Annotated in this window: 25 protein-coding genes; 18 read left to right on the forward strand and 7 right to left on the reverse strand. The window is 63.6% G+C overall.

Annotated features, from left to right (window positions below):
• Positions 1–140: 140 nt before the first annotated feature.
• The 11 genes from NKI72_RS04665 to NKI72_RS04715 all read left to right on the forward strand — a co-directional run bounded on the left by NKI72_RS04665 (position 141) and on the right by NKI72_RS04715 (position 8,565).
• Positions 141–806 (forward strand): amino acid ABC transporter permease, encoded by a 666-nt coding sequence (locus NKI72_RS04665; protein ID WP_023678477.1) that lies wholly within the window; start codon positions 141–143, stop codon positions 804–806.
• Position 807: 1 nt separating this feature from the next.
• Complete coding sequence (locus NKI72_RS04670; protein WP_352831376.1) at positions 808–1,458, forward strand: amino acid ABC transporter permease; 651 nt, start codon at positions 808–810, stop codon at positions 1,456–1,458.
• A 4-nt stretch (positions 1,459–1,462) separates the two neighbouring features.
• Positions 1,463–2,257 (forward strand): amino acid ABC transporter ATP-binding protein, encoded by a 795-nt coding sequence (locus tag NKI72_RS04675; RefSeq protein ID WP_352831375.1) that lies wholly within the window; start codon positions 1,463–1,465, stop codon positions 2,255–2,257.
• A 34-nt stretch (positions 2,258–2,291) separates the two neighbouring features.
• The gene (locus tag NKI72_RS04680; RefSeq protein ID WP_352817731.1) at positions 2,292–2,753 is read left to right on the forward strand and encodes a RidA family protein; all 462 of its coding nucleotides are present in this window, start codon (positions 2,292–2,294) and stop codon (positions 2,751–2,753) included.
• Positions 2,754–2,776: 23 nt separating this feature from the next.
• Entirely contained in the window at positions 2,777–3,982 is a 1,206-nt protein-coding gene (locus tag NKI72_RS04685; RefSeq protein ID WP_352831373.1) for an aminotransferase class V-fold PLP-dependent enzyme, read from the forward strand.
• 168 nt (positions 3,983–4,150) lie between these two features.
• Positions 4,151–5,095 (forward strand): metallophosphoesterase family protein, encoded by a 945-nt coding sequence (locus NKI72_RS04690; protein ID WP_352452518.1) that lies wholly within the window; start codon positions 4,151–4,153, stop codon positions 5,093–5,095.
• 11 nt (positions 5,096–5,106) lie between these two features.
• Positions 5,107–5,454, forward strand: a complete 348-nt coding sequence (locus tag NKI72_RS04695; protein ID WP_352540268.1) for a cupredoxin domain-containing protein — start codon at positions 5,107–5,109, stop codon at positions 5,452–5,454.
• A gap of 25 nt (positions 5,455–5,479) precedes the next feature.
• Positions 5,480–6,040 carry a sigma-70 family RNA polymerase sigma factor gene (locus tag NKI72_RS04700; RefSeq protein WP_352817726.1) on the forward strand — a complete coding sequence of 187 codons (561 nt, stop codon included), beginning with the start codon at positions 5,480–5,482 and terminating at the stop codon, positions 6,038–6,040.
• The gene (locus tag NKI72_RS04705; protein ID WP_352831371.1) at positions 6,037–6,870 is read left to right on the forward strand and encodes an anti-sigma factor family protein; all 834 of its coding nucleotides are present in this window, start codon (positions 6,037–6,039) and stop codon (positions 6,868–6,870) included. The genes NKI72_RS04700 and NKI72_RS04705 overlap by 4 nt, the downstream gene beginning before the upstream one ends.
• 124 nt (positions 6,871–6,994) lie before the next feature.
• Positions 6,995–7,492, forward strand: coding sequence for a 5-(carboxyamino)imidazole ribonucleotide mutase (purE, locus tag NKI72_RS04710; protein ID WP_023678468.1), 498 nt, complete (start codon positions 6,995–6,997; stop codon positions 7,490–7,492).
• Positions 7,489–8,565, forward strand: coding sequence for a 5-(carboxyamino)imidazole ribonucleotide synthase (locus tag NKI72_RS04715; protein ID WP_352831369.1), 1,077 nt, complete (start codon positions 7,489–7,491; stop codon positions 8,563–8,565). The genes purE and NKI72_RS04715 overlap by 4 nt, the downstream gene beginning before the upstream one ends.
• A 92-nt stretch (positions 8,566–8,657) precedes the next feature.
• Here NKI72_RS04715 and NKI72_RS04720 read toward each other — a convergent pair whose 3' ends face one another.
• Complete coding sequence (locus NKI72_RS04720) at positions 8,658–9,080, reverse strand: lysozyme inhibitor LprI family protein (protein ID WP_352817722.1); 423 nt, start codon at positions 9,078–9,080, stop codon at positions 8,658–8,660.
• Between the two features lie 225 nt (positions 9,081–9,305).
• On the opposite strand from NKI72_RS04720, the gene ykgO reads away from it, so the two are divergent.
• Positions 9,306–9,431 carry a type B 50S ribosomal protein L36 gene (gene ykgO, locus NKI72_RS04725; protein ID WP_006327841.1) on the forward strand — a complete coding sequence of 42 codons (126 nt, stop codon included), beginning with the start codon at positions 9,306–9,308 and terminating at the stop codon, positions 9,429–9,431.
• 94 nt (positions 9,432–9,525) lie between these two features.
• Positions 9,526–10,125, forward strand: a complete 600-nt coding sequence (locus NKI72_RS04730; protein ID WP_352849957.1) for a tetratricopeptide repeat protein — start codon at positions 9,526–9,528, stop codon at positions 10,123–10,125.
• A gap of 71 nt (positions 10,126–10,196) precedes the next feature.
• Here NKI72_RS04730 and NKI72_RS04735 read toward each other — a convergent pair whose 3' ends face one another.
• The 3 genes from NKI72_RS04735 to NKI72_RS04745 all read right to left on the reverse strand — a co-directional run bounded on the left by NKI72_RS04735 (position 10,197) and on the right by NKI72_RS04745 (position 13,366).
• On the reverse strand, positions 10,197–11,279 hold the full coding sequence (locus NKI72_RS04735) for an NAD(P)H-dependent flavin oxidoreductase (protein WP_352471169.1): 1,083 nt from the start codon (positions 11,277–11,279) through the stop codon (positions 10,197–10,199).
• A 213-nt stretch (positions 11,280–11,492) separates the two neighbouring features.
• Positions 11,493–12,923, reverse strand: coding sequence for a pyruvate kinase (gene pyk / locus NKI72_RS04740; protein ID WP_352849958.1), 1,431 nt, complete (start codon positions 12,921–12,923; stop codon positions 11,493–11,495).
• Positions 12,920–13,366: a DUF1036 domain-containing protein gene (locus tag NKI72_RS04745; protein WP_352489443.1), complete on the reverse strand. Its 447-nt coding sequence runs from the start codon at positions 13,364–13,366 to the stop codon at positions 12,920–12,922. Before NKI72_RS04745 ends, pyk begins: the two co-directional genes overlap by 4 nt.
• A gap of 286 nt (positions 13,367–13,652) precedes the next feature.
• Here NKI72_RS04745 and NKI72_RS04750 point away from each other — a divergent pair, with 286 nt between their 5' ends.
• From NKI72_RS04750 to NKI72_RS04770, 5 genes are all read left to right on the forward strand, one after another.
• A complete protein-coding gene (locus NKI72_RS04750; protein ID WP_352831367.1) occupies positions 13,653–14,450 on the forward strand; it encodes an N-formylglutamate amidohydrolase in 798 nt (265 codons plus the stop codon).
• A gap of 26 nt (positions 14,451–14,476) precedes the next feature.
• The gene (locus NKI72_RS04755) at positions 14,477–14,785 is read left to right on the forward strand and encodes a DUF1244 domain-containing protein (RefSeq protein ID WP_292663476.1); all 309 of its coding nucleotides are present in this window, start codon (positions 14,477–14,479) and stop codon (positions 14,783–14,785) included.
• 10 nt (positions 14,786–14,795) lie between these two features.
• Positions 14,796–15,257 carry a cupin domain-containing protein gene (locus NKI72_RS04760; RefSeq protein WP_352831365.1) on the forward strand — a complete coding sequence of 154 codons (462 nt, stop codon included), beginning with the start codon at positions 14,796–14,798 and terminating at the stop codon, positions 15,255–15,257.
• Between the two features lie 146 nt (positions 15,258–15,403).
• Positions 15,404–16,585 carry an MFS transporter gene (locus NKI72_RS04765; protein ID WP_352831363.1) on the forward strand — a complete coding sequence of 394 codons (1,182 nt, stop codon included), beginning with the start codon at positions 15,404–15,406 and terminating at the stop codon, positions 16,583–16,585.
• A 54-nt stretch (positions 16,586–16,639) separates the two neighbouring features.
• Positions 16,640–17,551, forward strand: a complete 912-nt coding sequence (locus NKI72_RS04770; protein ID WP_352817712.1) for an SDR family oxidoreductase — start codon at positions 16,640–16,642, stop codon at positions 17,549–17,551.
• 66 nt (positions 17,552–17,617) lie between these two features.
• On the opposite strand, the gene NKI72_RS04775 is transcribed toward NKI72_RS04770, so the two are convergent.
• The 3 genes from NKI72_RS04775 to NKI72_RS04785 all read right to left on the reverse strand — a co-directional run bounded on the left by NKI72_RS04775 (position 17,618) and on the right by NKI72_RS04785 (position 22,265).
• A complete protein-coding gene (locus tag NKI72_RS04775) occupies positions 17,618–17,776 on the reverse strand; it encodes a DUF3309 family protein (protein WP_352849959.1) in 159 nt (52 codons plus the stop codon).
• A 98-nt stretch (positions 17,777–17,874) separates the two neighbouring features.
• Positions 17,875–21,051, reverse strand: coding sequence for an efflux RND transporter permease subunit (locus NKI72_RS04780; protein WP_352831361.1), 3,177 nt, complete (start codon positions 21,049–21,051; stop codon positions 17,875–17,877).
• Between the two features lie 2 nt (positions 21,052–21,053).
• Positions 21,054–22,265, reverse strand: a complete 1,212-nt coding sequence (locus NKI72_RS04785) for an efflux RND transporter periplasmic adaptor subunit (RefSeq protein WP_352817707.1) — start codon at positions 22,263–22,265, stop codon at positions 21,054–21,056.
• Between the last annotated feature and the right edge of the window lie 57 nt (positions 22,266–22,322).

Consider the following 22,322-nt stretch of genomic DNA (forward strand, 5'->3'; position numbering starts at 1 on the left):
CCCCCCGCCTGCGTGTACTTGTTGTTATGCTACCGCGCCCCCCGCGCCCTCCACCGTGTACCGCTGTCTTCTCCTCCTCGGGGGCGCACCGACACGGCCGGGCCCCCTTCTCTCATCACAGCCCTCCATGACGAGGACGCATGGGTTATACTCTCAACTTCAACCTTATCTGGCGGCATTTCGACAAGCTCTGGGGCGGACTGCTGCTAAGCCTCGAACTGGCCGTCATCTCGATCGCGATCGGCATCGTCATCGGGCTCGTTCTGGCGGTCTGGTACGTGTCGGCCGGACGTGCGGTGCGGACCATCATCGCGGGGTATGTCGAGTTCATCCGCAACGTGCCGCTGATCCTGCTCGTCTATCTGGTCTTCTACGGCTTGCCGACGGTGGTCGACATTGCCTACAGCGCGCAAACCTCATTCATTGCCACGCTGTCGCTCTACAGCGGCGCCTACCTGGTCGAGGTGTTTCGCTCGGGGCTCGAGGCGGTGCCGCGCGGTCAGCTCGACGCCGGCAAGGCAATCGGCCTGACACCATGGCAAAGGCTGCTCGATGTGCGCCTGCCGACGATGCTGCGCATAACCCTGCCGGCGCTTTCCAACACATTCATATCGCTCTTCAAGGATACGTCCGTGGCGTCGGTCATCTCGGTACCCGAACTCACCTATGGCGCCCAGTGGATCAACTTCAACACGTTCCGCATTGTCGAAGTCTATCTGGTGGTGACGGCAATGTACCTGTTGACCGGCTACACGCTGCTTTTCGCGCTGCGGCTCGTCGAGCGCCGGTTCAAGGCGGCGCGCTGACATGCTGAGCCAGATCATCTACGCCTTGCCGTTCCTCGCCGAAGGCTTTGCCGTAACCTTGTGGGTGTCGCTGCTGGTCGTGGTGTTATCGCTCATCGCCGGCGTGCTGATGGGTGTCGGCCTTGTCTATGGTCCTTCTCCGCTGCGCTGGGCAGTGCGCATCTTCAGCGACACCATCCGCGGCATTCCGATCCTGGTGCTGATCTTCTTCGTCTATTACGGCCTGCCCGCGGTGGGGCTGCATCTGGAATCCTTTTGGGCGGCCGTGTTCGCCCTCACCCTCTTCAAGACCGCACAAGTGGTCGAGTATCTCAGGGGCGCTGTCGGCTCGATTCCCAAGGGTCAGTCCGAGGCGGCGCTGGCGATCGGACTGACCTTTCGCCAGCGGCTGGCCTACGTCATTTTTCCGCAGGCGTTCAGGCGTTTCCTGCCACCCTGGATCAATGGCGTCACCGACGCGGTAAAGGGTAGCGCGCTGGTCTCGCTGCTCGGCATCACCGACCTCATGCAGGCTATCAACCAGGTCATCGGCCGCACCTATGAGGCGATGCCGCTCTACATTCTCGGTGCGCTCGTCTACTTCGCCGTCAACTACGCCCTCTCCTTGGCCAGCCGGCGCCTGGAGCGGCGTTTCTCCTTCATCCGGGAATAGCACGATGTCCAATGCCTCGCAGCAGAATCCGGCACTTCTCGATGTCACCGAGGTTTCCAAAGCCTTTGGATCCGTCGAGGTCCTGCGCTCCGTCAGCCTGCAAGTGACACGCGGCGAGGTCGTGACTATCATCGGCCCCTCCGGCAGCGGCAAGACCACGCTACTGCGCTGCGTCAACTTCCTGGAGAGCTACGACAGCGGCTCGATCCGTATCGACGGCAAAGAAGTCGGCTATCGCGAGACGGGAACACGCCAGCGACGCAGCGAGCGCGACCTGGCGGCGATGCGAGCCGAGACCGGAATGGTGTTCCAGAGCTTCAATCTGTTTCCGCATTTGACTGCGGCCGGCAACATCATGCTTGGCCTGCGCAAGGTGCGCGGCAAGAGCAATGCCGAGGCCCGCACCATTGCCGAGCACTGGCTCAGCCGCGTAGGCCTCGCCCACAAAGCCGACAGTCTGCCGGCCGAGCTTTCCGGCGGCCAGCAGCAGCGCGTCGGCATCGCCCGCGCCGTGGCGATGGAGCCGAAGATATTGCTTCTCGACGAGATAACCTCGGCGCTCGACCCCGAACTGGTTGGCGAGGTGCTCGAGGTCGTGCGCAGCCTCGCCGAAGACGGCATGACGATGCTGATGGTCACACATGAAATGGCTTTTGCGCGCGACGCATCGAGCCGCATCGTTTTCATGGCGGATGGCGGCGTCAGTGCCGTCGGACCACCCGCCGAGATTCTGGCGGCGGGGTTCGACAATGAACGCCTTCGCAGTTTTCTGGCGCGGTTTCGCGCCTCGCATTTTTGACATCGGACGGCGAAAGCTGTCGCAAGGAGCTTTTATGACGCCTTACACCCGGCTCGCGGAATTGGGCCTGACACTGCCCGAGCCGCCGAAGCCCATCGCCAACTTCGTCACCTATGCCGAGAGCGGACGGCTGATCTTCCTCTCCGGCCAGGGGCCGTTGCGCGCCGATGGCGCGCTCTGCACCGGCAAGGTCGGCGAGGATGTCAGCGTTGAAGAGGCCTACGGGCATGCGCGTCTGACCGGCCTGAACCTGCTCGCCGTCATGCATGCGGCGGCCGGCGACCTCGGCCGCATCGTGCGCGTCGTCAAGCTGCTTGGCTTTGTCAATGCGACGCCGACATTCAGCGAGCACCCCAAGGTGGTGAACGGCTGTTCCGATCTTTTCGCGGCCGTCTTTGATACGCTTGGCGGACATGCCCGTTCCGCGATCGGTGTCGGCTCGCTGCCGGGCAACATCACAGTTGAAATCGAGGCGGTCGTCGAGATCGCCGCCTGAAATCTTAAACAGGATCTACAGAGATGACGACCTATGCCGCTGACCGTTCCAACACGACAATCCGCGAACGACTTGGCCTTCGCCCAATCATCAATGTCTCCGGCACGATGACGGCACTCGGTGCTTCGATCATCGTGCCAGAAGCGATTGCCGCAATGTCGGAAATGGCCTCGCAATGGGTCGAGATGGACGATCTGCAGCGCGCCGCAAGTAGGGTGATTGCACGCCTTACCGGCGGCGAGGCCGGCTTCATCACCGCATGCTGCGCCAGCGGCATAACAATGGCAATTGCCGGCGCGATGACCGGGACCAGCCTTCTTGCGATCGAGCGGCTGCCGGACGACACCGAGGGCCTCAAATCGGAGGTCATCGTTCAGCTTGGTCACATCGTCAATTACGGCGCGCCGATCGACCAGTCGATCCGGCTTGCCGGAGCCAAGGCAGTGCCTGCCGGCACGGTCAGCGTCACCCAGGATTATCATGTTGCCGAGGCGATCCGGGACCGGACGGCGGCAGCCCTCTACGTCGTTGCGCACCACACCGTGCAATACGGCATGCTCTCGCTTGAGGAGTTCTGCGAGATTTGCCACGCCAAGGGCGTGCCGGTGATCGTCGACGCCGCCTCGGAATACGATTTGCATGGCTTTCTGGCGCGCGGCGCCGACATTGTTGTCTACAGCGGGCACAAATTTCTCTCAGGGCCGACAAGCGGCATCGTTGCCGGCCGCAAGGATCTGGTACGGGCCGCCTATCTCCAGAACCGCGGCGTTGCGCGCGCCATGAAGGTCGGCAAGGAGAGCATTGCCGGCACCATGGCGGCCCTGGAAGCCTGGGAGCGGCGCGACCATGCCGGCATTCGCCAGCGGGAAGAAGCCGCACTGCATCTGTGGCAAACCGCATTGCAGGACCTGCCTGGCATCGAGGCACGTATCATTCCAGATCCGACCGGAAATCCTCTCGACCGCCTGCAGGTGTTTGTTGCGCCGGAAAGCCGCTTCACCGCCGCCGGCCTCGCCTCGGCGCTTGCGGCGGGTTCGCCGCCCGTGATCGTGCGCAACCACGAGGTCGAGCGCGGTCACTTCTTCCTTGATCCGTGCAATCTCCATCCCGGCGAGGCGGAGATCGTTGCCGAACGCCTGCGGGCGGTATTGATTGCTGCCGATCGGCCCACCGATGCGATGAAACCCGCTCGCAAGCAGTCCGCCGGAGCGCTGCGCTGGCCGGACTAGACATCGCCAGAGCGTGGTCGAGCCAGTGCCTTCCAGCACCGGCTTCGCATCGGGCCAGTGCGCCATCACGGCAGTGTGAATGAACTTTTAGTCTTCGGGCGGAATAAACCACCCCGCCCATTGGTCTCCCAAACAGACGCCATTTCCGGCGTGCAGGAGACCGGTATGATCCACCACCACGACAATGAAGCTGACGGCATCAGCCGCCGTCATGCACTGGAATGCATGATCTGGGCCGGCACGGGAGTGCTGTGGACAATTTCGGCCGGCGTGCCGGTCTCGCTCAGCCTGCTCGGTGCGTCGCAAGCCGCCGAGGCCTTGGCCACCGGCTTCACTTTCCTCCAGATCTCCGACAGCCACATCGGCTTCGACAAGGCTGCCAACCCGCACGCCATCGACACGCTGAAGGAGGCCATCGGCAAGATCCAGGCGTTGCCGCAAAAGCCCGCTTTCATGATCCACACCGGCGACATCACCCATTTGTCGAAAGCCGCGCAGTTCGACAACGCTGCCCAGATCATCGGCGGCGCAGGCTTCGACGTGCATTATGTGCCCGGTGAGCACGACCTGATCGATGACGGCAATGGCCAGGCCTATCTCGACCGCTACGGCAAGGGCACCAAGGGCGCTGGCTGGTATTCGTTCGACCAGAACGGCGTCCATTTCATCGGGCTGGTCAACGTCGTCAACCTGAAGGCTGGCGGGCTGGGCAATCTCGGCGCCGACCAGTTGGCATGGTTGGCCGATGATCTGAAGGCGGTCACCGCCTCGACGCCAATCGTCGTCTTTGCCCATATCCCGCTATGGGCTGTTTATCCCGAATGGGGCTGGGGCACCGACGACGCGGCGCAGGCCTTGGCGCTGCTCAAGCGCTTCGGCTCTGTCACCGTACTCAACGGCCATATCCACCAGATCATGCAGAAGGTCGAAGGCAACGTTACCTTTCATACCGCGCGCTCGACCGCTTTCCCGCAACCGGCGCCGGGCACCGCAGCCTCACCCGGGCCGATGACGGTACCTGCCGGCCAGTTGCGCAGCCTGCTCGGCACAAGCAGCGTGACAGTCAAGCAAGGCGGGCAGGACCTCGCCATCATCGACAGCACGCTGGCCTGAGGGGAAATGCGATGATCCGCTTCCCATCCCGCGTCTTGGTCGTATCCCCTGTCACGTTCGGTTTGGCGGCGATCCTGATAATGGTTGCCATGCCACTGAACGCAGCAGGCCAGCCAATGGTCAAGATCGAGAACTTTGCCTTCACGCCGGCGGTGCTGACGGTAAAGCAGGGCACTACCGTGACCTTCGAGAATGACGACGACATCCCGCATCTGGTGGTCGCCAACGATGCCTCGTTTCGCTCCAAGGCGCTTGACACCGGTGACACATATGCCTTCACCTTCACCAAAGTGGGCGACTATGCCTATTTCTGCGGGCTTCACCCGCACATGCAGGGCAGGATCACCGTCGCTCCGTGAGGATTTTCGGAAGGTTCTGCCCGGGATGCCGGGCGATGCGACGGTGTTGAACCAAGAGGCCGCGACCGAGCGCTTTCGCGAGGTGGTTCTGCCCCATCTCGCGGATGCGCTTGCGCTTGCCCGCTGGCTGACCGGCAACGCCGCCGACGCGGAGGATGTGGTGCAGGAGGCCTGTTTGAAGGCGCATGCGGGCATCGCCGGCTATGCCGGCGGCAATGCGCGCGCCTGGCTGCTGGCGATCGTGCGCAACGCCTCTTACTCCTGGCTGGCGCGCAACCGGCCGCGCAGTATCGTCGCCGTCGGCGACCTGAGCGACCTCGATGACATGACGGCTGCATATGGCGCCGGCCTGCCGGATACGGATAGTCCTGAGGCAAGCCTGATCGCCAAGGCCGACACGGCCGCACTCGAGGCGGCGATCGCCGCGCTGCCGCACCAATTTCGCGAGACTGTGGTGCTGCGCGACATCAACGGCCTCAGCTATCGCGAGATCGCGACGCTGCTTGGCGTGCCGCTAGGCACGGTGATGTCGCGACTGGCGAGGGCGCGCGGTCTGCTGATATCCCAACTTGGGAGGGCGCCATGAGCGCGCACAACGATGGACTGCCCGATGACCCGGCGGGCGTGGAGCTGATGATCCATGCCTTGGTCGATGGCGAGCTCGACGCAGCAGCAGCATTGGCTGTCGAGCGACGCATCGCGGCCGATCCGGCGCTCGCCGCCGAGCATGCCCGCATCGCTGCGCTGCAGACGGTCGTCAGCGGGCTGCCGAGGCTCGATGTCCGTGAGGATTTCAAGGCTCGCATCGCTGCAATCGGGACAGCCGGTACGGAGAAAGTGCTGCCGGCGCCGGCGCCCGTCGCTCGAGTGCCGCCGGCACACAGAGCGGTGCACCGATTTGGCGCGTTCGACTGGCGCGCGCTGGCGGCGTCGATCATCGTTACCGCCGTGCTGGCCAGCGGTGCGACGCAATGGATGATGCTGAGCAGGGCGCCCGACAGCTTTGCCGCCGCGGTCGCCAGCGGCCATCGCCGCAGCCTGCTGGCAGCCAGCCCCGTGGACGTCGTCTCGTCGGACCGGCACACGGTCAAACCCTGGCTGGATGGCAGGGTCGGCCTGTCGCCGCCGGCACCTGACCTTGCCAGTGACGGCTTCGCGTTGCTCGGCGGCCGGGTCGAGGTGATCGCCGACCAGCCAGTGCCGGCACTGGTCTACAGGCACCGCGAGCACCTGATCACTCTCGTCGCCGCGCCCGAGGAAACCGGCTCGACAGCCGGACCGGTCGATCTTTCTGCTGGTGGCTTCTCGCTGGTCCACTGGAGCGACAGCGCCTTTTCCTACTGGGCGATTTCCGATACCGAACGGCCTGAACTTGACGACTTCGTCAACCGCTTCCGAGCAGCGGCCGCCCGATGACAGACCGACCCTGTCCATGTGCGTAGCCACGGAGACGGCACAAGCGGCTTTGCCGTTTCCGGCCATCCTTGCGGCTCCCCTCGATTTCAGCTAATGCGCGCTTTTGCCGCCGGAGAGCAGAAGCTTGGACGATCACCGCGCCGACGTCGCCATCATCATGGGCAGCCAGTCCGACTGGGCGACGATGCGCCACGCCGCCGAAACGCTGGAGGCGCTTGGAATTCCGCACAAGCGGCTGATCGTCTCGGCCCACCGCACGCCCGACCGGCTCTATGACTTCGCCAAGGGCGCCAAGGCGGCCGGCTACAAGGTGATCATCGCCGGTGCCGGCGGTGCGGCGCATCTGCCCGGCATGACGGCGGCGATGACGCCGCTGCCGGTGTTCGGCGTGCCGGTGGAATCAAAGACGCTGTCGGGCCAGGACTCGCTGCTATCAATCGTGCAGATGCCGGCCGGCATTCCGGTCGGCACTTTGGCCATCGGCAAGGCCGGCGCCGCCAACGCTGCCCTTCTGGCCGCCGCGGTGCTGGCGCTGAGCGACGAAAAGCTCGCCGCCCGGCTGGATAGCTGGCGCGCCGCGCAGACCGCCAAGGTGGCCGCCGAGCCCACGGACGCGCCGTGAGCCTGCCGGCGGGATCGAGCATCGGCATCATCGGCGGCGGCCAGCTTGGCCGCATGCTGGCGATGGCCGCGGCCCGCCTCGGCTACCGCATCGTCGTGCTGGAGCCGCAGCCGGATTGCCCGGCGGCACAGGTCGCCAACCGGCAGATCGTCGCCGCCTATGACGACGCGGCCGCGCTTAGCGAGCTGGCTGCGGCCAGTGCCGTCGTTACTTATGAATTCGAGAACGTACCGGTCGCGGCCGCCGCGGCACTTGCCTCTACGGTGCCGGTCTATCCGCCGGCACGCGCACTGGAAGTGGCGCAGGACCGGCTGGCGGAAAAGAAATTCCTCAACGGCACCGGCATACCGACCGCGGATTTCAGCCCCGTCGACAATGACGAGGAACTGACGGCTGCGCTGAAACAGTTCAACGGCAGCGGCATATTGAAGACGCGCCGCATGGGCTATGACGGCAAGGGCCAGCGTGTCTTCCGCAACATGGAAACAGGCGGCTTTGCCGGCACTTGCGAGGCGATGGGCAACGTGCCGTTGATCCTGGAATCCTTCGTCACCTTCGAGCGCGAGATTTCGGTGATCGCCGCGCGCGGCAGCGACGGCTCGCTCGCCGCCTACGATCCAGCGTGGAATGTCCATCGCAACGGTATTCTTCACAGCTCGACGCTGCCGGCCGGAGTAAAATCCGAGACGGCGGCTGCGGCTCAAACGGCGGCGGCAGAGATCCTTGCAGCGCTCGACTATGTCGGCGTCATCGGCGTCGAATTCTTTGTCCTTGCCGACGGTTCGCTGTTGGCCAACGAGATAGCGCCGCGCGTCCACAATTCCGGCCACTGGACGGAGGCCGCCTGCACCATCTCGCAATTCGAGCAGCACATCCGCGCCGTCGCCGGCCTGCCGCTGGGAAATCCCGCCCGGCAGTTCGACTGCGTGATGGAAAACCTGATCGGCGACGATGTCAGGCGCGTTCCTGAGCTACTCGCCGAGCCCGATCTGATGCTGCACCTCTATGGCAAGGCCGAGGCGCGGCCCGGCCGCAAGATGGGCCATTTTACGCGCGTGAGCCGCCGCAGCTAGAGCATGATCCCGAACCGAAGGTCCGCGCTAGCGAAAAGTGGAATCCGGATTTCGGAAAAGATCATGCTCAAACACAAAGTTAGAACCTACGCTTACTGGATTTCGCCGCTCTCGTCCTCGTCGGGGCTGGCGCAGCTAACATCGCCTTCCGCGCAGGTCGAATCGGCGGTGAGCTGCTTGGTGCGATCGTCGGTCAGCCGCGTCAGGCATTCCGATATCAGCATCGGATAGATCGAGCCGCCTTCGCTGTCCGCGGCCGAATAGCTGCATTCCGCGTCGCGAAAAGCGATCCAGGCGCGCTGCGCCGTCTGCAACAGCTTCCTGGCTTTTGCGTCAGTTCCGCCGATGATTTCCTGGTAGGCCTTGTTGAGCTTGGCGTCGGCGGATTTGTAGTCCGCGTCGGCGCAGATGTTCATCATCTGCTGGCTGTCGTCGTTGCGGTCGCATTCCTGCGCATAGGCAACAGAACCTGCCGCGAGGACGACAAGACAGGCGGACACAAGAATTCGGCGCATGACGATCTCCAATTCGCAACCGCATCATTCCAGCCGTCTCAAGCCTGCGCAACGCCAGTGACGGATATTTGATGATACGAAACGGTCCGTATCGTTTAGGCAACGCGCTTGCGGTTGACACGGGCAACGCTCCTCGTCTATGAGCCACGCACAGTTCAAAGGCGCGTCTGTGGGCGCGCCTTAATAATTCGGCCCGTGACCGGGCCCAGACCGACGGGCAAGACCATGAAAATCAAGAATTCGCTCAAGGCGTTGAAGGCGCGTCACCGCGACAACCAGCTGGTTCGTCGCAAGGGCCGCGTCTACATCATCAACAAGACCGCGCCGCGCTACAAGGCGCGCCAGGGTTGAGTTTTCGACGGAGGCTGCGCGCCTCCGTTCGCATGATACGACTCTCACGCTAAATTCAGTTTGACGATCCGGCGTCGGGGGCTAGATTCCCGCGATGCGGATTCTTTTTGCATTTTTCACGGCCTTCCTCGTTTCCGGCGCTGTCTCGCTGCCGGCGTGGGCTGAAGATCCGACCACAACTCCGCCGTCAGCACCTCCGGTCGTCAAGACGAAACAGGCGCGGCTCGATCAGCTGTTTGCCGATCTCAAGCGCGAACGCAATGAAAAGGCGGCCGAGCGCATCGCCGGACGGATCGGCAGCGAGTGGTCCCAGTCGGGCAGCGCCTCTATCGACCTGATGATGCAATGGTCGCAGAAGGCGATCGAAAACCAGAAATTCGATGTTGCACTCGATTTCCTCGATCAGGTTGTGACTTTGCAGCCGACCTATGCGGAAGGCTGGAACCGGCGCGCCACTGTTCATTTCATGATGAAGAACTACGGGAAGTCGATGGCGGACATCGACCGCACCCTGCAGCTCGAACCACGCCATTTCGGCGCGCTTTCGGGCCTGGCTCAGATCATGGCCGAAACCGGCCACAAGCAGTCGGCACTTGAGGCCTGGCAGCGCGTGCTCGGCATCTACCCAATGATGCGCAGCGCCCAGGACCAGGTCGCCGCACTTTCCGAGGAGCTTGCCGGCGAAGGCATTTGAGACCAGTAAGGGAGTAGGGGGAATAGGGTAGTATGTGAGAGGTGCAGATTGCACTGTGGAACACATGCGCCCTACTCCCCTACTCCCCTATAGGCCCGATCTATGCCGTTTGCTTCTGTGACGAGTTTCTCCACAAGGGCGGCGGCCGGCATCTCCCGCAGCTTCGCAACGCCCTGCCCGGCCCAAGTGGGCAAGAAGTCAGCCCGCTTGCTTTCATCCTTTGCCATCGAAAGCGGCATGACCAGACTCGCCTGCAGCGGAAACGCCAACGCTGCATCTTCCTCACCAGCCATTTCCATCACAAACCGGTTGCGCACCACGCGCGCTGGGCGGCCAGTGAAGCAGCGAGTCACCGACGTGCTCTCGTCGTTGGCCGAGCGCAATGCTACGCGATAGACTGGCTGCACATTGGCTTCAGGACAGGCCAGGAAAGCCGTGCCGATCTGCACACCAGATGCACCAAGTGCAAAGCTGGCAGCAATGCCGCGACCGTCGAAGATACCGCCGGCGGCAATTACAGGCACCCGCACGGCATCAACAATCTGCGGTACGAGTGCCATAGTGCCGGCTGTGCCGATAGCAGGGTCGCCAGTGAATGTGCCGCGATGCCCACCCGCCTCGTATCCCTGGGCGATAATGGCGTCCACCCCTCCTGCCTCAAGCTGGCGCGCTTCCGAGACGGTGGTGGCCGAACACAAGACAGTACAGCCGGCCGCCTTCAACTGCTGCACAATTGCGGTGTCGGGTAGACCGAAGTGGAAGCTGACCACCTTGGGGCGCAGCTCGAGCACAATTTCGAGACGCTCACGATCGAAGGTGGGGAAGGGCTCGCCCGGCTCGGGCACCGGTCCGAGGCCGACCTCCTCATAGGAGCCGCGAAGGCGGTCTCGCATACTTTGGGCTGCCGCATCATCGTGTATCGGCGCCGGGTGCGCAAAGAAGTTGACGTTGATCGGACGATTGGTGGCGTGCTGTGTCGCCGTGAGCTGCTCGCGGATAGCCGCCGCAGGCAGAATGCCGCATCCGAGCGAGCCAAGCGCCCCGGCATTGCTGACTGTCGCCGCCAGTTCCGGCGTGGTGATGCCGCTCATCGGCGCCTGGATTATCGGGTGCTCAATGCCGAGGAGTTCCAGAAGATCAGTGCGCATCCACATTGGATCACCCTCCTCTTTCTCCCAGGAGAGATTACCTTAACTGACTTCCAGCTCAAGATCGGATAGGGCCTTCGAACCGCTTCACGGCCGGCCACAGGCTGATGCAAGCTGGCGGAGTTCGGCGTTGATCGCAGCCCAACTGCCGTCAATGCACCGGGCCGCCGCGTTTACGACGCGCCATGCAGCCGGCCTATCCGGCAGCCGCGGCCGACATTAGCGGCCGACTTCCGATCCGACATAGGCGATGCGCAGCATGTTGGTCGAGCCCGGCGTCCTCAACGGCACGCCGGCCGTGATGATGACGCGGTCGCCCGGCTTGCCGAAACCTTCATCGAAGGCGATGCGGCAGGCGCGGTCGACCATGTCGTCGAGGTCGCTGGCGTCGGGGGAAACGACACAATGCGTGCCCCACAACAGCGACAGCCGCCGCGCCGTGTTGAGGATCGGCGACAGCGCCACGATCGGCACTTGCGGCCGCTCGCGCGCGGCGCGCAAGCCGGTCGTGCCGGACGCGGTATAGGTGATGATCGCCGACAGCTTCAACGTCTCGGCTATTTCGCGGGCGGCGAGCGAGATCGCGTCGGCTCCGGTCGCTTCCGGTTCCGAGCGTTGCGCGTTGATAATGCCGGCATAGGTCGGGTCGGTTTCGACCTTGGTGGCGATCCGGTTCATCATCGCCACCGCCTCGACCGGATAGGCGCCGGCGGCGGACTCCGCCGAAAGCATGATCGCGTCGGCGCCTTCAAACACGGCGATCGACACGTCCGACACCTCGGCCCGCGTCGGCACCGGCGCGGTGATCATCGATTCCAGCATCTGCGTGGCGACCACCACCGGCTTGCCGGCACGGCGCGCGGCGCGGGTGATCTGCTTCTGAATGCCAGGCACGGCTTCGAGAGGCATCTCGACGCCGAGATCGCCGCGGGCGACCATCAGCGCATCCGAAAGCTCGATGATCTCGGCCAGCCGGGCGACGGCCTGCGGCTTTTCGATCTTGGCCATGATCAGCGCCCGGCCGCGTGCGATCTTGCGCGCTTCGGCCAGGTCCTCGGGCCGCTGCACGAAGGACAGCGCCACCCAGTCGACGCCGGTCGCCAGAACCGCGTCGAGATCCCGGCGGTCCTTTTCCGTCAGCGCGCCGACCGGCAGGTCGGTGTCGGGCAGGCTGACGCCCTTCTTGTCGGAAATGGGGGTGCCGGCGACGACGGTGCAGACGATCGCCTTGCCGTTGCTGCTGACCGCCTTGAGCTCGAGCTTGCCGTCGTCGATCAGCAGGCGATGACCAGCCTCGACCGAACGCAGGATTTCGGGATGCGGCAGGTAGACCCTCGTCGAATTGCCGGGCTCGGGATTGTCGTCGAGCGTGAAGGTCTGACCGACGGTCAGCACCTCTTTGCCGTTGGCGAACTTGCCGACGCGCAGCTTTGGCCCTTGCAGGTCGGCGAGAACGCCGATCGGCCGGCCGACCGCCTCCTCGACGGCACGAATGCGGCCGACAAGCGTCCGCATCAATTCATGGTCGGTGTGGCTCATATTAATGCGGAACACGTCGGCGCCGGCTTCGAACAGCTTCTTCAGCATCTCCTCGGACGAGGAGGCCGGACCGATGGTGGCGAGGATCTTGACCTTGCGGCTGCGTCTCATTGACTGTTTGTTCCCGGGGCGGCTGGAGCGCCATCCGTTGCGGGCTCGTCAGTCAGCTGGACCATCCAGCTTGCCTGCTCGCCCGTGTCATATTCCTGGAATCCGGCGCGCTGAAAGCCCCGGGCGACGCAATCGGTAACGCCGGCGATCTTGAACTCTTTTTCGGCCACGCACATGTTGATCGGGCCATCCCAGCGTCCGCCGCGCTCGGCGTCTTCTGCATAAAGATAGTAAAACCTTGATGACAACGGTCCCTCGATCAGCGTCTTGCAGCTCGATCCTTCGATGTGCCACCAGCCTTCGGTGATCCAGCCGGCCTTGGCGCGATAGCCGATGCCGACACCGACCAGGTTCTGCGTGGCGTTGCAGACCCGGAAATCGGCCCGTGCCGGCGAGGCCGAAATCACCGCGAAAAGAGCCATGGCCGGTACCAGGAGCGGCATGGCCAAGGCGTGGCGCACACGCAGCCTGCCGGCGAAACCCATCCTGAAACCCCTCAAGAACCACATTTGCATCTCTCAACGCCCCTTTTCGGAAAAGTCCGTACGCATGTCAACGCGCCGATCTGTCCAATTCCAATCGATTTAGAAGGCTCTGGCGCGCTTGCGGTCGCCCCTGCTCAGTTTTTTGGCAGAAACCGTGGCCAAACAACGGCATTGCGCAAGCGTTCTCTTCGTGGAATGACGATACCACCCTCCCCGAAAGCCAGCGAACAGACCTTTCCCGCCAATGACCCGATCCACAGTTTTCGCGCCTTTCGATATCGTCGAAGGCGATCGCAAGCGCGGCATGGTGCTTCTGGCCGATCACGCCCGCCGCGACCTGCCGGAGGAGTATGGCAGTCTCGGCCTGCCGGCGGCGGAGTTCGACCGCCACATCGCCTACGACATCGGCGTCGAGACTGTAACCCGCGAACTCGCAAGTCTGCTCGGCGTTCCGGCCGTGCTTGCCAATTTTTCGCGACTGCTGATCGACCCCAATCGCGGCGAAGACGATCCAACGCTGATTCGTCAGCTCTATGACGGCACCATCATCCCGGGAAATTATCCCATTGCCCCGGAGGAGCGCGAAAGACGGCTGGACCGCTTTTACCGCCCCTATCATGATGCCGTCAGCGCCATGATCGCCTCTGTGGCGCGAGCATCCGCGCAGGCACCCTTCATCTTTTCGGTGCATTCCTTCACACCGACCATGCAGGGATTCGTGCGGCCGTGGCACGCCGGCATATTGTGGGACCTGGACGACCGCGTTGCGCGGCCGCTGATCGACATACTCGCCGAGGACAAGAGCCTCATCGTCGGCGACAACGAACCCTATGACGGCGCACTGCGCGGCGATACCATGTTCAGGCACGCCATCGTCAACGGCTTTGCCCATGCGCTGCTCGAGGTCCGCCAGGACCTGATCGCCGACCGCAAGGGTGCCCTCGCCTGGGCCGAACGGCTGGCGCCGGTCGTTGACGCGATAGATCGACGTGCCGATATACATGCGGTGAAAATATTCGGCTCTCGCACCGGGCCGGTATGATGAGGCCCAAGGGAGGCCAACATGACATGACCGAACTCAGCGACGAACAAAAGCGCGATTTCGAAGCCGCTGCCTTCCGCCGGCTGGTCGCGCATCTGCGCGAGCGTTCCGACGTACAGAACATCGACCTGATGAACCTCGCCGGCTTCTGCCGCAACTGCCTGTCCAACTGGTACCGCGATGCGGCGCAAGCCGAAGGTGTCGAACTCAGCAAGGAACAGTCGCGCGAGATCATCTACGGCATGCCCTATGCCGAGTGGCAGGCACTGAACCAGGTCGAAGCCTCCGACGCCAAGAAGGCCGAGTTCGAGGCAAGGCGCCCTAGGGATCACTAGGGAGGACGCCGTGCCTAAGATTGACGTTGCCGACGTGCCCGGACGCAAGGGCTCATCCTATCCACCGCCGTTCGATGCACCCTGTGCCGAACGCGTGCGCCAGCGGCTAGGCAACGCAGGCGGGCTCACCGACTTCGGCATCAATCTCATGCGCCTGCCGCCGGGCAACTGGTCGAGCCAGCGCCACTGGCATTCGCACGAAGACGAATTCGTCTACGTGCTTGAAGGCGAGCTGACGCTCGTCGAAGATGCCGGCGAGACGGTGCTGCGCGCCGGTGATTGCGCGGCCTTTCCGAAAGGATCAGGCAACGGCCATCACATGATCAATAAATCGGGCGGGATGGCGATCTATCTCGAAGTCGGTTCGCGCTGGCCCGACGACGTCGCCACCTGCTCCGACATCGACATGATGAGCACCAACGCTGACGGCCGGTTTGTGCACAAGGATGGCGCGTCTTATCTCGAGCCGTAGGGATTTCGGAGTGGACCGCCGAGATGGTTGGCCGACGCGAGAGGACGTAGCGTCTGGTCCAAGCACTTTCGGCGAAGAGCGCTTGACTGTGAATTGAATCGATCTAATTTGCCGCGCAACGCCATTTCCGGACCGGATTCTACCCAATGGACGCGCAGAAAATCACGCAGATCGCGATTCGTGGACGCTGGGCAGTGGCCGGCATCTTCCTTGCCAACGGCTTCTTGACCGGCAGTTGGGCGCCGCAGATCCCGGTGTTCCTGACGCGACTCGACATTTCGAGGTTCACGCTCGGCTTGCTGATTCTGTTGTTCGGTGCCGGCGCCGTCACTGCCATGACCTGGTGCGGCCATCTGATCTCGAAGCATGGCTCGCGCACGGTGCTGCGCTGGTTCGGACTTGCCGGCAGCTTCGGCCTTTTGGTTGTGGCTCTGGCCCCCAACGTGCCCCTTGCAGCCATCGCCATGTTCATCTTCGGCGGTTCGATCGGCGGCATGGACGTCGCCATGAATGCCAATGCAGTGGCAGTCGAACGGCGGCTGTCCCGTGCCATCATGTCGTCCTCGCACGGCTTCTGGAGCCTTGGCGGTTTCGCTGGCGGCGCTTTGGGCGGTTTCGCCATCCAGAACTACGGTCACCTCGCCCATGCGACAGTGGTGACGGCTCTTGCCTTTGCCGTAATCGCCGTTGCGATCCGCTACCTGATCGCCGAGGACAAGCACCCGGTCGCCGAGCACCACAAATTCGCGCCGCCGGCAAACCCGCTGGTCTATCTGGTCGGACTTATGGCGCTGCTGACGATGATCTCCGAAGGCGCGGTACTCGACTGGGCAGCGCTGTATCTCCGGCAGGAACTCGGCGCCGATCTTGCCGTCGCAGGCCTGGCCTATGCCGCCTTTTCCGGTGTCATGGCCGTCATGCGCTTCCTCGGCGATGGCGTCCGCAACCGTTTCGGTGCCGTTACGACGTTGCGCGCCTCGGCCCTTGCCGCTGCTGCCGGCATGCTGGTGGCCGGGCTGGCTCCCTCGCCTTGGCTGGCCATTGCCGCCTTTGCCTTTTGCGGCCTCGGCATTGCCAACATGGTGCCGATCATCTTTTCGGCCGGCGGCAACCAGGAGGGCATGGCGTCCGGCACCGGCATGAGCGTCGTCACCACAATGGGTTACTCAGGCATTCTGGTGGCGCCGTCGGCGATCGGCTTCATCGCCGAGCACTCGAGCTTCGGCCCGATCTTCGTCGCTCTGTCCGGGCTGCTGGTCGTCGTGCTGGTGATGGCCGGCCTCGCTCACCGTGCCGAATTCGCTGCCGAGCCTGCACCGGCTGAATAGCGCTTGAACTCTTCGTAGAGGAAATCCGCCGCCAATGGCCGCCTCGGCCGCACGGTGGCCAAGGCCTTCATCGATGCCGGCTACGATGTCCGTGCCATCACCCGCAGCGGCAAGGTGCCGGCCGAGCTCAAAGGCGCCACGGCGATCGCCGGCGACGCGCTCGACCGTGCTGCGCTGATCCGCGCGACCGAAGGCGTCGATATCATTTTCAACGGCCTCAACCCGCTCTACACCGACTGGAGCAAATGCCTGCCGATGGCCGAGAATGTGATGGCTGCCTGCCGGGCGAACGGCGCGCTGCATCTCTTCCCGGGCACCGTCTACTATTACGGCTCGCAGATGCCGGCGGTGATCGCCGAAGACACGCCGTTTCGCCCGACGACGGAAAAGGGCCGTATCCGCGTCGCCATGGAAGATCTGTTTCGCCGCGAGGCTGATGCAGGTCTGGTGCGCACGATCCTGCTGCGCGCTGGTGATTTCTTCGGCGGCACCGGCAGCGGATCGTGGTTCGATCTGGTTGTTGCCGCCAAGATGACCAAGGGCGTCTATACCGCCCCAGGGCCGGTCGATCTCGTGCATGAATGGGCCTATCTGCCCGACCTGGCCAAGGCCTTCGTCGGGCTGGCTGACAATCTCGACAAACTCGGCTTCTACGAGGCGCTGAACTTTCCCGGCCATGCGGTGACCGACCTGCAGATCAAGGCGGCCGCGGAGAAGGCGCTCGGGCGCTCGCTGAAACTGACGTCGATGCCGTGGTGGGTGCTGCGTGCCGGCGGCCCGTTCGTGGCGATGTGGCGCGAGATCGTTTCGATGTCCTATCTCCGCTTCGAGCCGCACCGGCTGGTTTCAGGCAGGCTGGAAAGCGTTATCGGTACGATCCCGCACACGCCGCTGGAAAATGCAGTGTCGAAAGCGCTCGAGGATATCGGCATCGCCACGATCAAAACGACGCAAAAAGTTGCCTGACAACAAACCAAAAAAAGGCGGATGGCCTCACGGTCATCCGCCGCTGGTCGGGGAGGAAGGTTGCGCTCAGATCCGGCCCATCAACAGCAGCACCAGGACAACGATCAGGATGACGCCGACGATGCCTGATGGTCCGTAACCCCAGGACCGCGAATGCGGCCACGCCCGAACCGCGCCGATCAGAATAAGAATAAGGATAATGATGAGAATGGTGCTGATCGTCATCAGAAAATCCTCGCTTTGAGGTTGCAATGACGGAACAATGCAGAAGGCCGCCCATTGTTCCCGGGCGGCCTTGCTTGATCAGGACCGCGATCCGGACTCTATTCGGCGGCCTTCGGGAAGGCGATCGCCGGTTCGGCGCCCAGATCGGCGTCCAGGCCTTTCGACGGGGTTTCGGCCTTGCGACGCCCGAACAGGCGGCTGAACCAGCCCCGACGCGCACCGGGTTTGACCTTGGCGCGAGTGAACACCATCAGCATCGACGGCGTCACCACCAGCGTCAGCACGGTGGCGAAGGACAGCCCGAAGACGATCGCCGAGGACAGCGAAATCCACCATTGCGTCGACGGCGCGTTGATCGTCGTCTCGTGATGAAAGATTTCGAGGCCGAGGCCGAAGGCGATCGGCAGCACGCCGAGGATCGCCGACACCGCCGTCAGCACCACCGGGCGGGCACGCTCGCGGCAGGTCTGCAGAACGGCCTCGTATTTGTCCCAGCCCTCTTCGCGCAACCGGTCATAGGTGTCGATCAGCACGATGTTGTTGTTCACCACCACCCCGGCCAGCGCGATGACACCGATGCCCGACATGACGATGCCGAATGCCTCTCCCGTCAGCAGCAGCCCGAGGAACACGCCGATCGTCGCCATGACCACGCAGGACAGCACCAGCCAGACGCTGGTGAACTTGTTGAACTGCGCCAGAAGCACGATGAAGATCAGGAAGATCGCCGCACCGAAGGCTTTGCTGAGGAAGGCACCAGCCTCCGCGCTGTCCTCATTCGAACCGGCAAGCTTCCAGCGAATGCCGCTGCCGAGGTTCATGTCGGCGACAGCTTTGGTGACCTCCTGCTGGACGGCAGCCACCTGGGCGCCGGCGGCGACGTTGGCCTGGACGACGACCGTTCGCGCACCGTCGATGCGGTTGAGGATACCGACCGTCGGCTCCGGCTTGCGCACGACGAAGTTCGAGATCGGCACCGAGCCTTGCGCGGTCTGCACCCTGAGTTCGTCGAGCGTCGACAGCGTGCGCCGATCCTCGGGCAGGCGCAGCCTGATGTCGACTGCATCGTCGGCGCCGGCGGGCCGGTACTCGCTGAGCTTCAGCCCGTTGGTCACCAATTGCACGACCGTCCCGACCGCGGTTGGGCTGATGCCGTACTGCGCCGCCTTGGCGCGATCGACCTCGAGCGCCCAGTCGACGCCGGGCGGCGCCAGGCCGTCGGAAATATCGATGACGCCGGGCACCTTGGCTATGCGCGCGGCGACGGCGCGGGCCTTGTCGTCAAGGCCCTTCGGATCGACGGCCGAAAGCCTGATCTGGATCGGCTTGCCGGTAGGCGGGCCGGCTTCCGGCACGCGAACCTCGACGTCAACACCGGGAATGCCGGCCATAACGCCGCGCAGTTCGTCCAGGATTGAGTTCGCCGATTTACGCTCGCGCCAGTCGACGAATTCGTACTGGATCACGCCAACCACGTCTTCCGGAACATCCTGGCCGCCGCCCTGCGTCTTGCCGACGCGGGTATAGACAGACTTCACGCCCGGCCAACCGAGCAGGCGATTTTCCGCGGTCTTGGTGGCCGAGTCCATTTCGGCAAGCGAAAGATTGCCGCGGGCGTGGACGTAGAGCAGGCCGTAGTCAGGCTCGACATTCGGGAAGAATTCGACGCCGGCGCCGAATTTCGAATAGGCGTAGCCGACGCCGAACAACAGCGCCACAGTGAGGACAAGCACGGTGATGGGATAATGCACCGCCTGCTTGACCACGGCCATGTACCAGCCGTCGCGATTGTCGTCGGGGTGATGGGCCGGCGCCTTGGCAAATATCGCGCCCAGCGTCGGCGCGAAGACCAGCGCATAGAGCATCGAGGCCGAGAGCGTCACGATCAGCGTGATCGGCATGTACTTCATGAAGTCGCCGATAATGCCCGGCCAGAACAACAGCGGCGAGAAGGCGGCAATGCGCGTCATCGTCGCCGCGATGACCGGGCCGGCCATGCGCTTGGCGGCAAGCGCGAACGCTTGCTCCTTCGGCATGCCCTCGCTCATGCGTCGCTCGGCGAATTCGGTGACGATGATGGCGTCGTCGACCAGCATGCCGACCGCCAGGATGAGGCTGAACAGCACGATCATGTTGATCGTGTAGCCCATCATTGCCAGCAACAGGATGCCGATCAGGAAGGATGATGGGATGGCCAATCCGATCAGCAGCGAGGCACGGCCAGACAGCGCGTAGAGAATGACGATGAACACCAGGATGACGGCGATCATCACGTGGTTCTGCAGGTCGCCGAGCAACTGGTTCACGAAGACCGACTTGTCTTGCGTGTAGGTGACGTGCATGCCCTCCGGCATCGTCTTGATGAAGGCGTCGGACACCTCCCTGACCTTGCCAATCGTATCGATCAGGTTGGAGCCGATGCGCTTCTTCACCTCGATGGCGATCGCCGGCTTGCCGTCGAGGCGGGTGACCGTCTCGGCGTCCTTGAATGTGGAGCGGATGGTGGCAATGTCCTTGGCCTGCACCACCGCATTGGGGCCGGCGACGACCGGAAGCGCCGCCACATCCTCTGGTGTCTCGATAAGCGAGGGCACCTTGACCGCGTATTTGCCCTCGGATCCTTCGATGTTGCCGGCGGCGACAAGACTGTTGGAAGCGCCGACCGCACCGATCAACTGGTCGAGCTGCAGCCCGTAGGAAGACAGCTTCATCGGATCGATGACCACTTCGACGAGGTCGTCGCGCGCACCCTGCAGCGAGCCCTCGAGCACGCCAGGCACTTCCTCGATGCGGTCGCGCAGCTCGCGCGCCGCCGCCGTCAGCACACGCTCAGGCACCTCGCCCGACAGCGTCACGACCAGGACGGGGAACTCGGAGATGTTGACCTCGGAGACCACGGGCTCCTCAGCCGCTTGCGGCAGGTCGGCCTTGCCGTCCTGCACCTTGCTGCGCGTGTCCTGCAGCGCCGTGGCGAGATCCGTCTGTGGCTGGAATTCAACGAGCACATAACCGCCGCCCTGGAAGGCGGCCGAGCGCATCTCCTTGAGGCCTTTCAGGCTCTTCAGCTTGGCTTCCATCGGCCGCAGCAGGAGGCGCTCGGAGTCTTCCGGCGAGATGCCCTGGTAGATCAGACTGACATACATCATCGGAATCGGAACGTCGGGTTCCGCTTCCTTCGGCGTCGACTGGTAAGCGACCGCACCAGCAAGGATGAGAAAGACCAGGACCGAAATGGTCAGCCGGGCATTGCTGATTGCAAGTTTGACGATGTCCATGATTACTGCGTCCCGGTCGTCGCTTCGCCCAACAGCTTTTGGATGGTCGCCTGGTCGGCTTCGACCGGCTTGACCACTTCGCCTTCCTTCACCAGTTCCTGGCCGGCGACGATGATGCGGGCGTCGGCCGGAATGCCGCCGAGCACCAGGCCGGTCGGCGTGTCGTCGACCAGGTCGATCGGGAAGAACACGACCTTGTCGTCCTTGTCGACGGCGCGAATGCCGAGATCGCCCTTGTCGCCGAGCGTCACCACCGAGCGCGGCAGCATGACGGCGTCGGTCGGCTGGGCGCTGAGCGCAATTTCTGCCGTCATGCCGGCCGGTACGGAACCATCGGCGTTGGGGATGGCGACTTCGACGCGGAAGGTACGGGTTGCCGAAGATGCATCGCGGCTGATGTAGCGCACCGTGCCCTCGACATTCTGGCCGCTGACCAGACGCACATCGGCCTTGTCGCCGATCTTCAGATAGCCGAGATCGCGTTCGCTGACTTCGCCGCGGGCGATCACCGGATCGAGCTTCAGAATGGTCGCCACCTCGCCGCCCTGCATCACGGAACTGCCAAGCTCCACCGGTACCCGGTCGATAACGCCGTCGAAGGGCGCCTTCACCTCGTTGCGGTCGAGTTCGGCTTGCGCTGCGTCCAGTAGCGACTTGGCCAGCGTCAGGTTGGAGCGGGCTGTGTCGAGCTGCAACTTGGGCAGATTGCCGGTTTTCATCAGCCCCAGGGCCGCAGCCAGCTCTGCCTCACGTTGCACGACAAGCTGCTTGGCATTGTCGACCGCCGAGATTTTTTCCTCGGCGGCAAGCATCAGGATCAGGTCGCCGGTCTTGACGTGCTGGCCCTGCTTGACCGGCAGCTTGTCGATGACGCCGGCGACGCGTGTCGCCAGGACGGCGCGCTTGTCGGCTTCGGTCAGTCCGGAAATGCGGATAGCGCGTGCATAGGTGCGCCGCGGCGGGGCTATGACCGCGACCGTGCGCAACGGCGCCTTGGGCTGTTCCGCCTCGGCGGTCCCCGGCTTGGCAGCCCCCTGTTTACCAGTTTGGGGCTTGCCTGCGTCGGCTGCCTTGGGCTGCTCGACCTCTCCTGCCTTGGGCTTGTTGTCGGCGGACGCGCTGCCGACGGACGAGAACTCGCCTGTCGCCATCCAGCCGGCGAACCCGATGAGCACAACAATGGCTGCAAGCTTGTGAAACCTGAATTTCGGCATCGTCATTTTTTCCAGTGCGCGGGGTTCGGCCAGGCCGCATCTTCTACTTGGGGCGCG

Origin of the sequence: Mesorhizobium sp. M0437, assembly GCF_040321335.1 — a bacterium.
Classification (GTDB): Bacteria; Pseudomonadota; Alphaproteobacteria; order Rhizobiales; family Rhizobiaceae; genus Mesorhizobium.

Coding starts and splice junctions, on each gene's coding strand:
- NKI72_RS04665 (WP_023678477.1), top strand. CDS start 141: ATGGGTTATACTCTCAACTTCAACCTTATCTGGCGGCATTTCGACAAG.
- NKI72_RS04670 (WP_352831376.1), top strand. CDS start 808: ATGCTGAGCCAGATCATCTACGCCTTGCCGTTCCTCGCCGAAGGCTTT.
- NKI72_RS04675 (WP_352831375.1), top strand. CDS start 1,463: ATGTCCAATGCCTCGCAGCAGAATCCGGCACTTCTCGATGTCACCGAG.
- NKI72_RS04680 (WP_352817731.1), top strand. CDS start 2,292: ATGACGCCTTACACCCGGCTCGCGGAATTGGGCCTGACACTGCCCGAG.
- NKI72_RS04685 (WP_352831373.1), top strand. CDS start 2,777: ATGACGACCTATGCCGCTGACCGTTCCAACACGACAATCCGCGAACGA.
- NKI72_RS04695 (WP_352540268.1), top strand. CDS start 5,107: ATGATCCGCTTCCCATCCCGCGTCTTGGTCGTATCCCCTGTCACGTTC.
- NKI72_RS04700 (WP_352817726.1), top strand. CDS start 5,480: ATGCCGGGCGATGCGACGGTGTTGAACCAAGAGGCCGCGACCGAGCGC.
- NKI72_RS04705 (WP_352831371.1), top strand. CDS start 6,037: ATGAGCGCGCACAACGATGGACTGCCCGATGACCCGGCGGGCGTGGAG.
- NKI72_RS04720 (WP_352817722.1), bottom strand. CDS start 9,080: ATGCGCCGAATTCTTGTGTCCGCCTGTCTTGTCGTCCTCGCGGCAGGT.
- ykgO (WP_006327841.1), top strand. CDS start 9,306: ATGAAAATCAAGAATTCGCTCAAGGCGTTGAAGGCGCGTCACCGCGAC.
- NKI72_RS04730 (WP_352849957.1), top strand. CDS start 9,526: ATGCGGATTCTTTTTGCATTTTTCACGGCCTTCCTCGTTTCCGGCGCT.
- NKI72_RS04735 (WP_352471169.1), bottom strand. CDS start 11,279: ATGTGGATGCGCACTGATCTTCTGGAACTCCTCGGCATTGAGCACCCG.
- pyk (WP_352849958.1), bottom strand. CDS start 12,923: ATGAGACGCAGCCGCAAGGTCAAGATCCTCGCCACCATCGGTCCGGCC.
- NKI72_RS04745 (WP_352489443.1), bottom strand. CDS start 13,366: ATGCCGCTCCTGGTACCGGCCATGGCTCTTTTCGCGGTGATTTCGGCC.
- NKI72_RS04750 (WP_352831367.1), top strand. CDS start 13,653: ATGACCCGATCCACAGTTTTCGCGCCTTTCGATATCGTCGAAGGCGAT.
- NKI72_RS04755 (WP_292663476.1), top strand. CDS start 14,477: ATGACCGAACTCAGCGACGAACAAAAGCGCGATTTCGAAGCCGCTGCC.
- NKI72_RS04765 (WP_352831363.1), top strand. CDS start 15,404: ATGGACGCGCAGAAAATCACGCAGATCGCGATTCGTGGACGCTGGGCA.
- NKI72_RS04775 (WP_352849959.1), bottom strand. CDS start 17,776: ATGACGATCAGCACCATTCTCATCATTATCCTTATTCTTATTCTGATC.
- NKI72_RS04780 (WP_352831361.1), bottom strand. CDS start 21,051: ATGGACATCGTCAAACTTGCAATCAGCAATGCCCGGCTGACCATTTCG.
- NKI72_RS04785 (WP_352817707.1), bottom strand. CDS start 22,265: ATGCCGAAATTCAGGTTTCACAAGCTTGCAGCCATTGTTGTGCTCATC.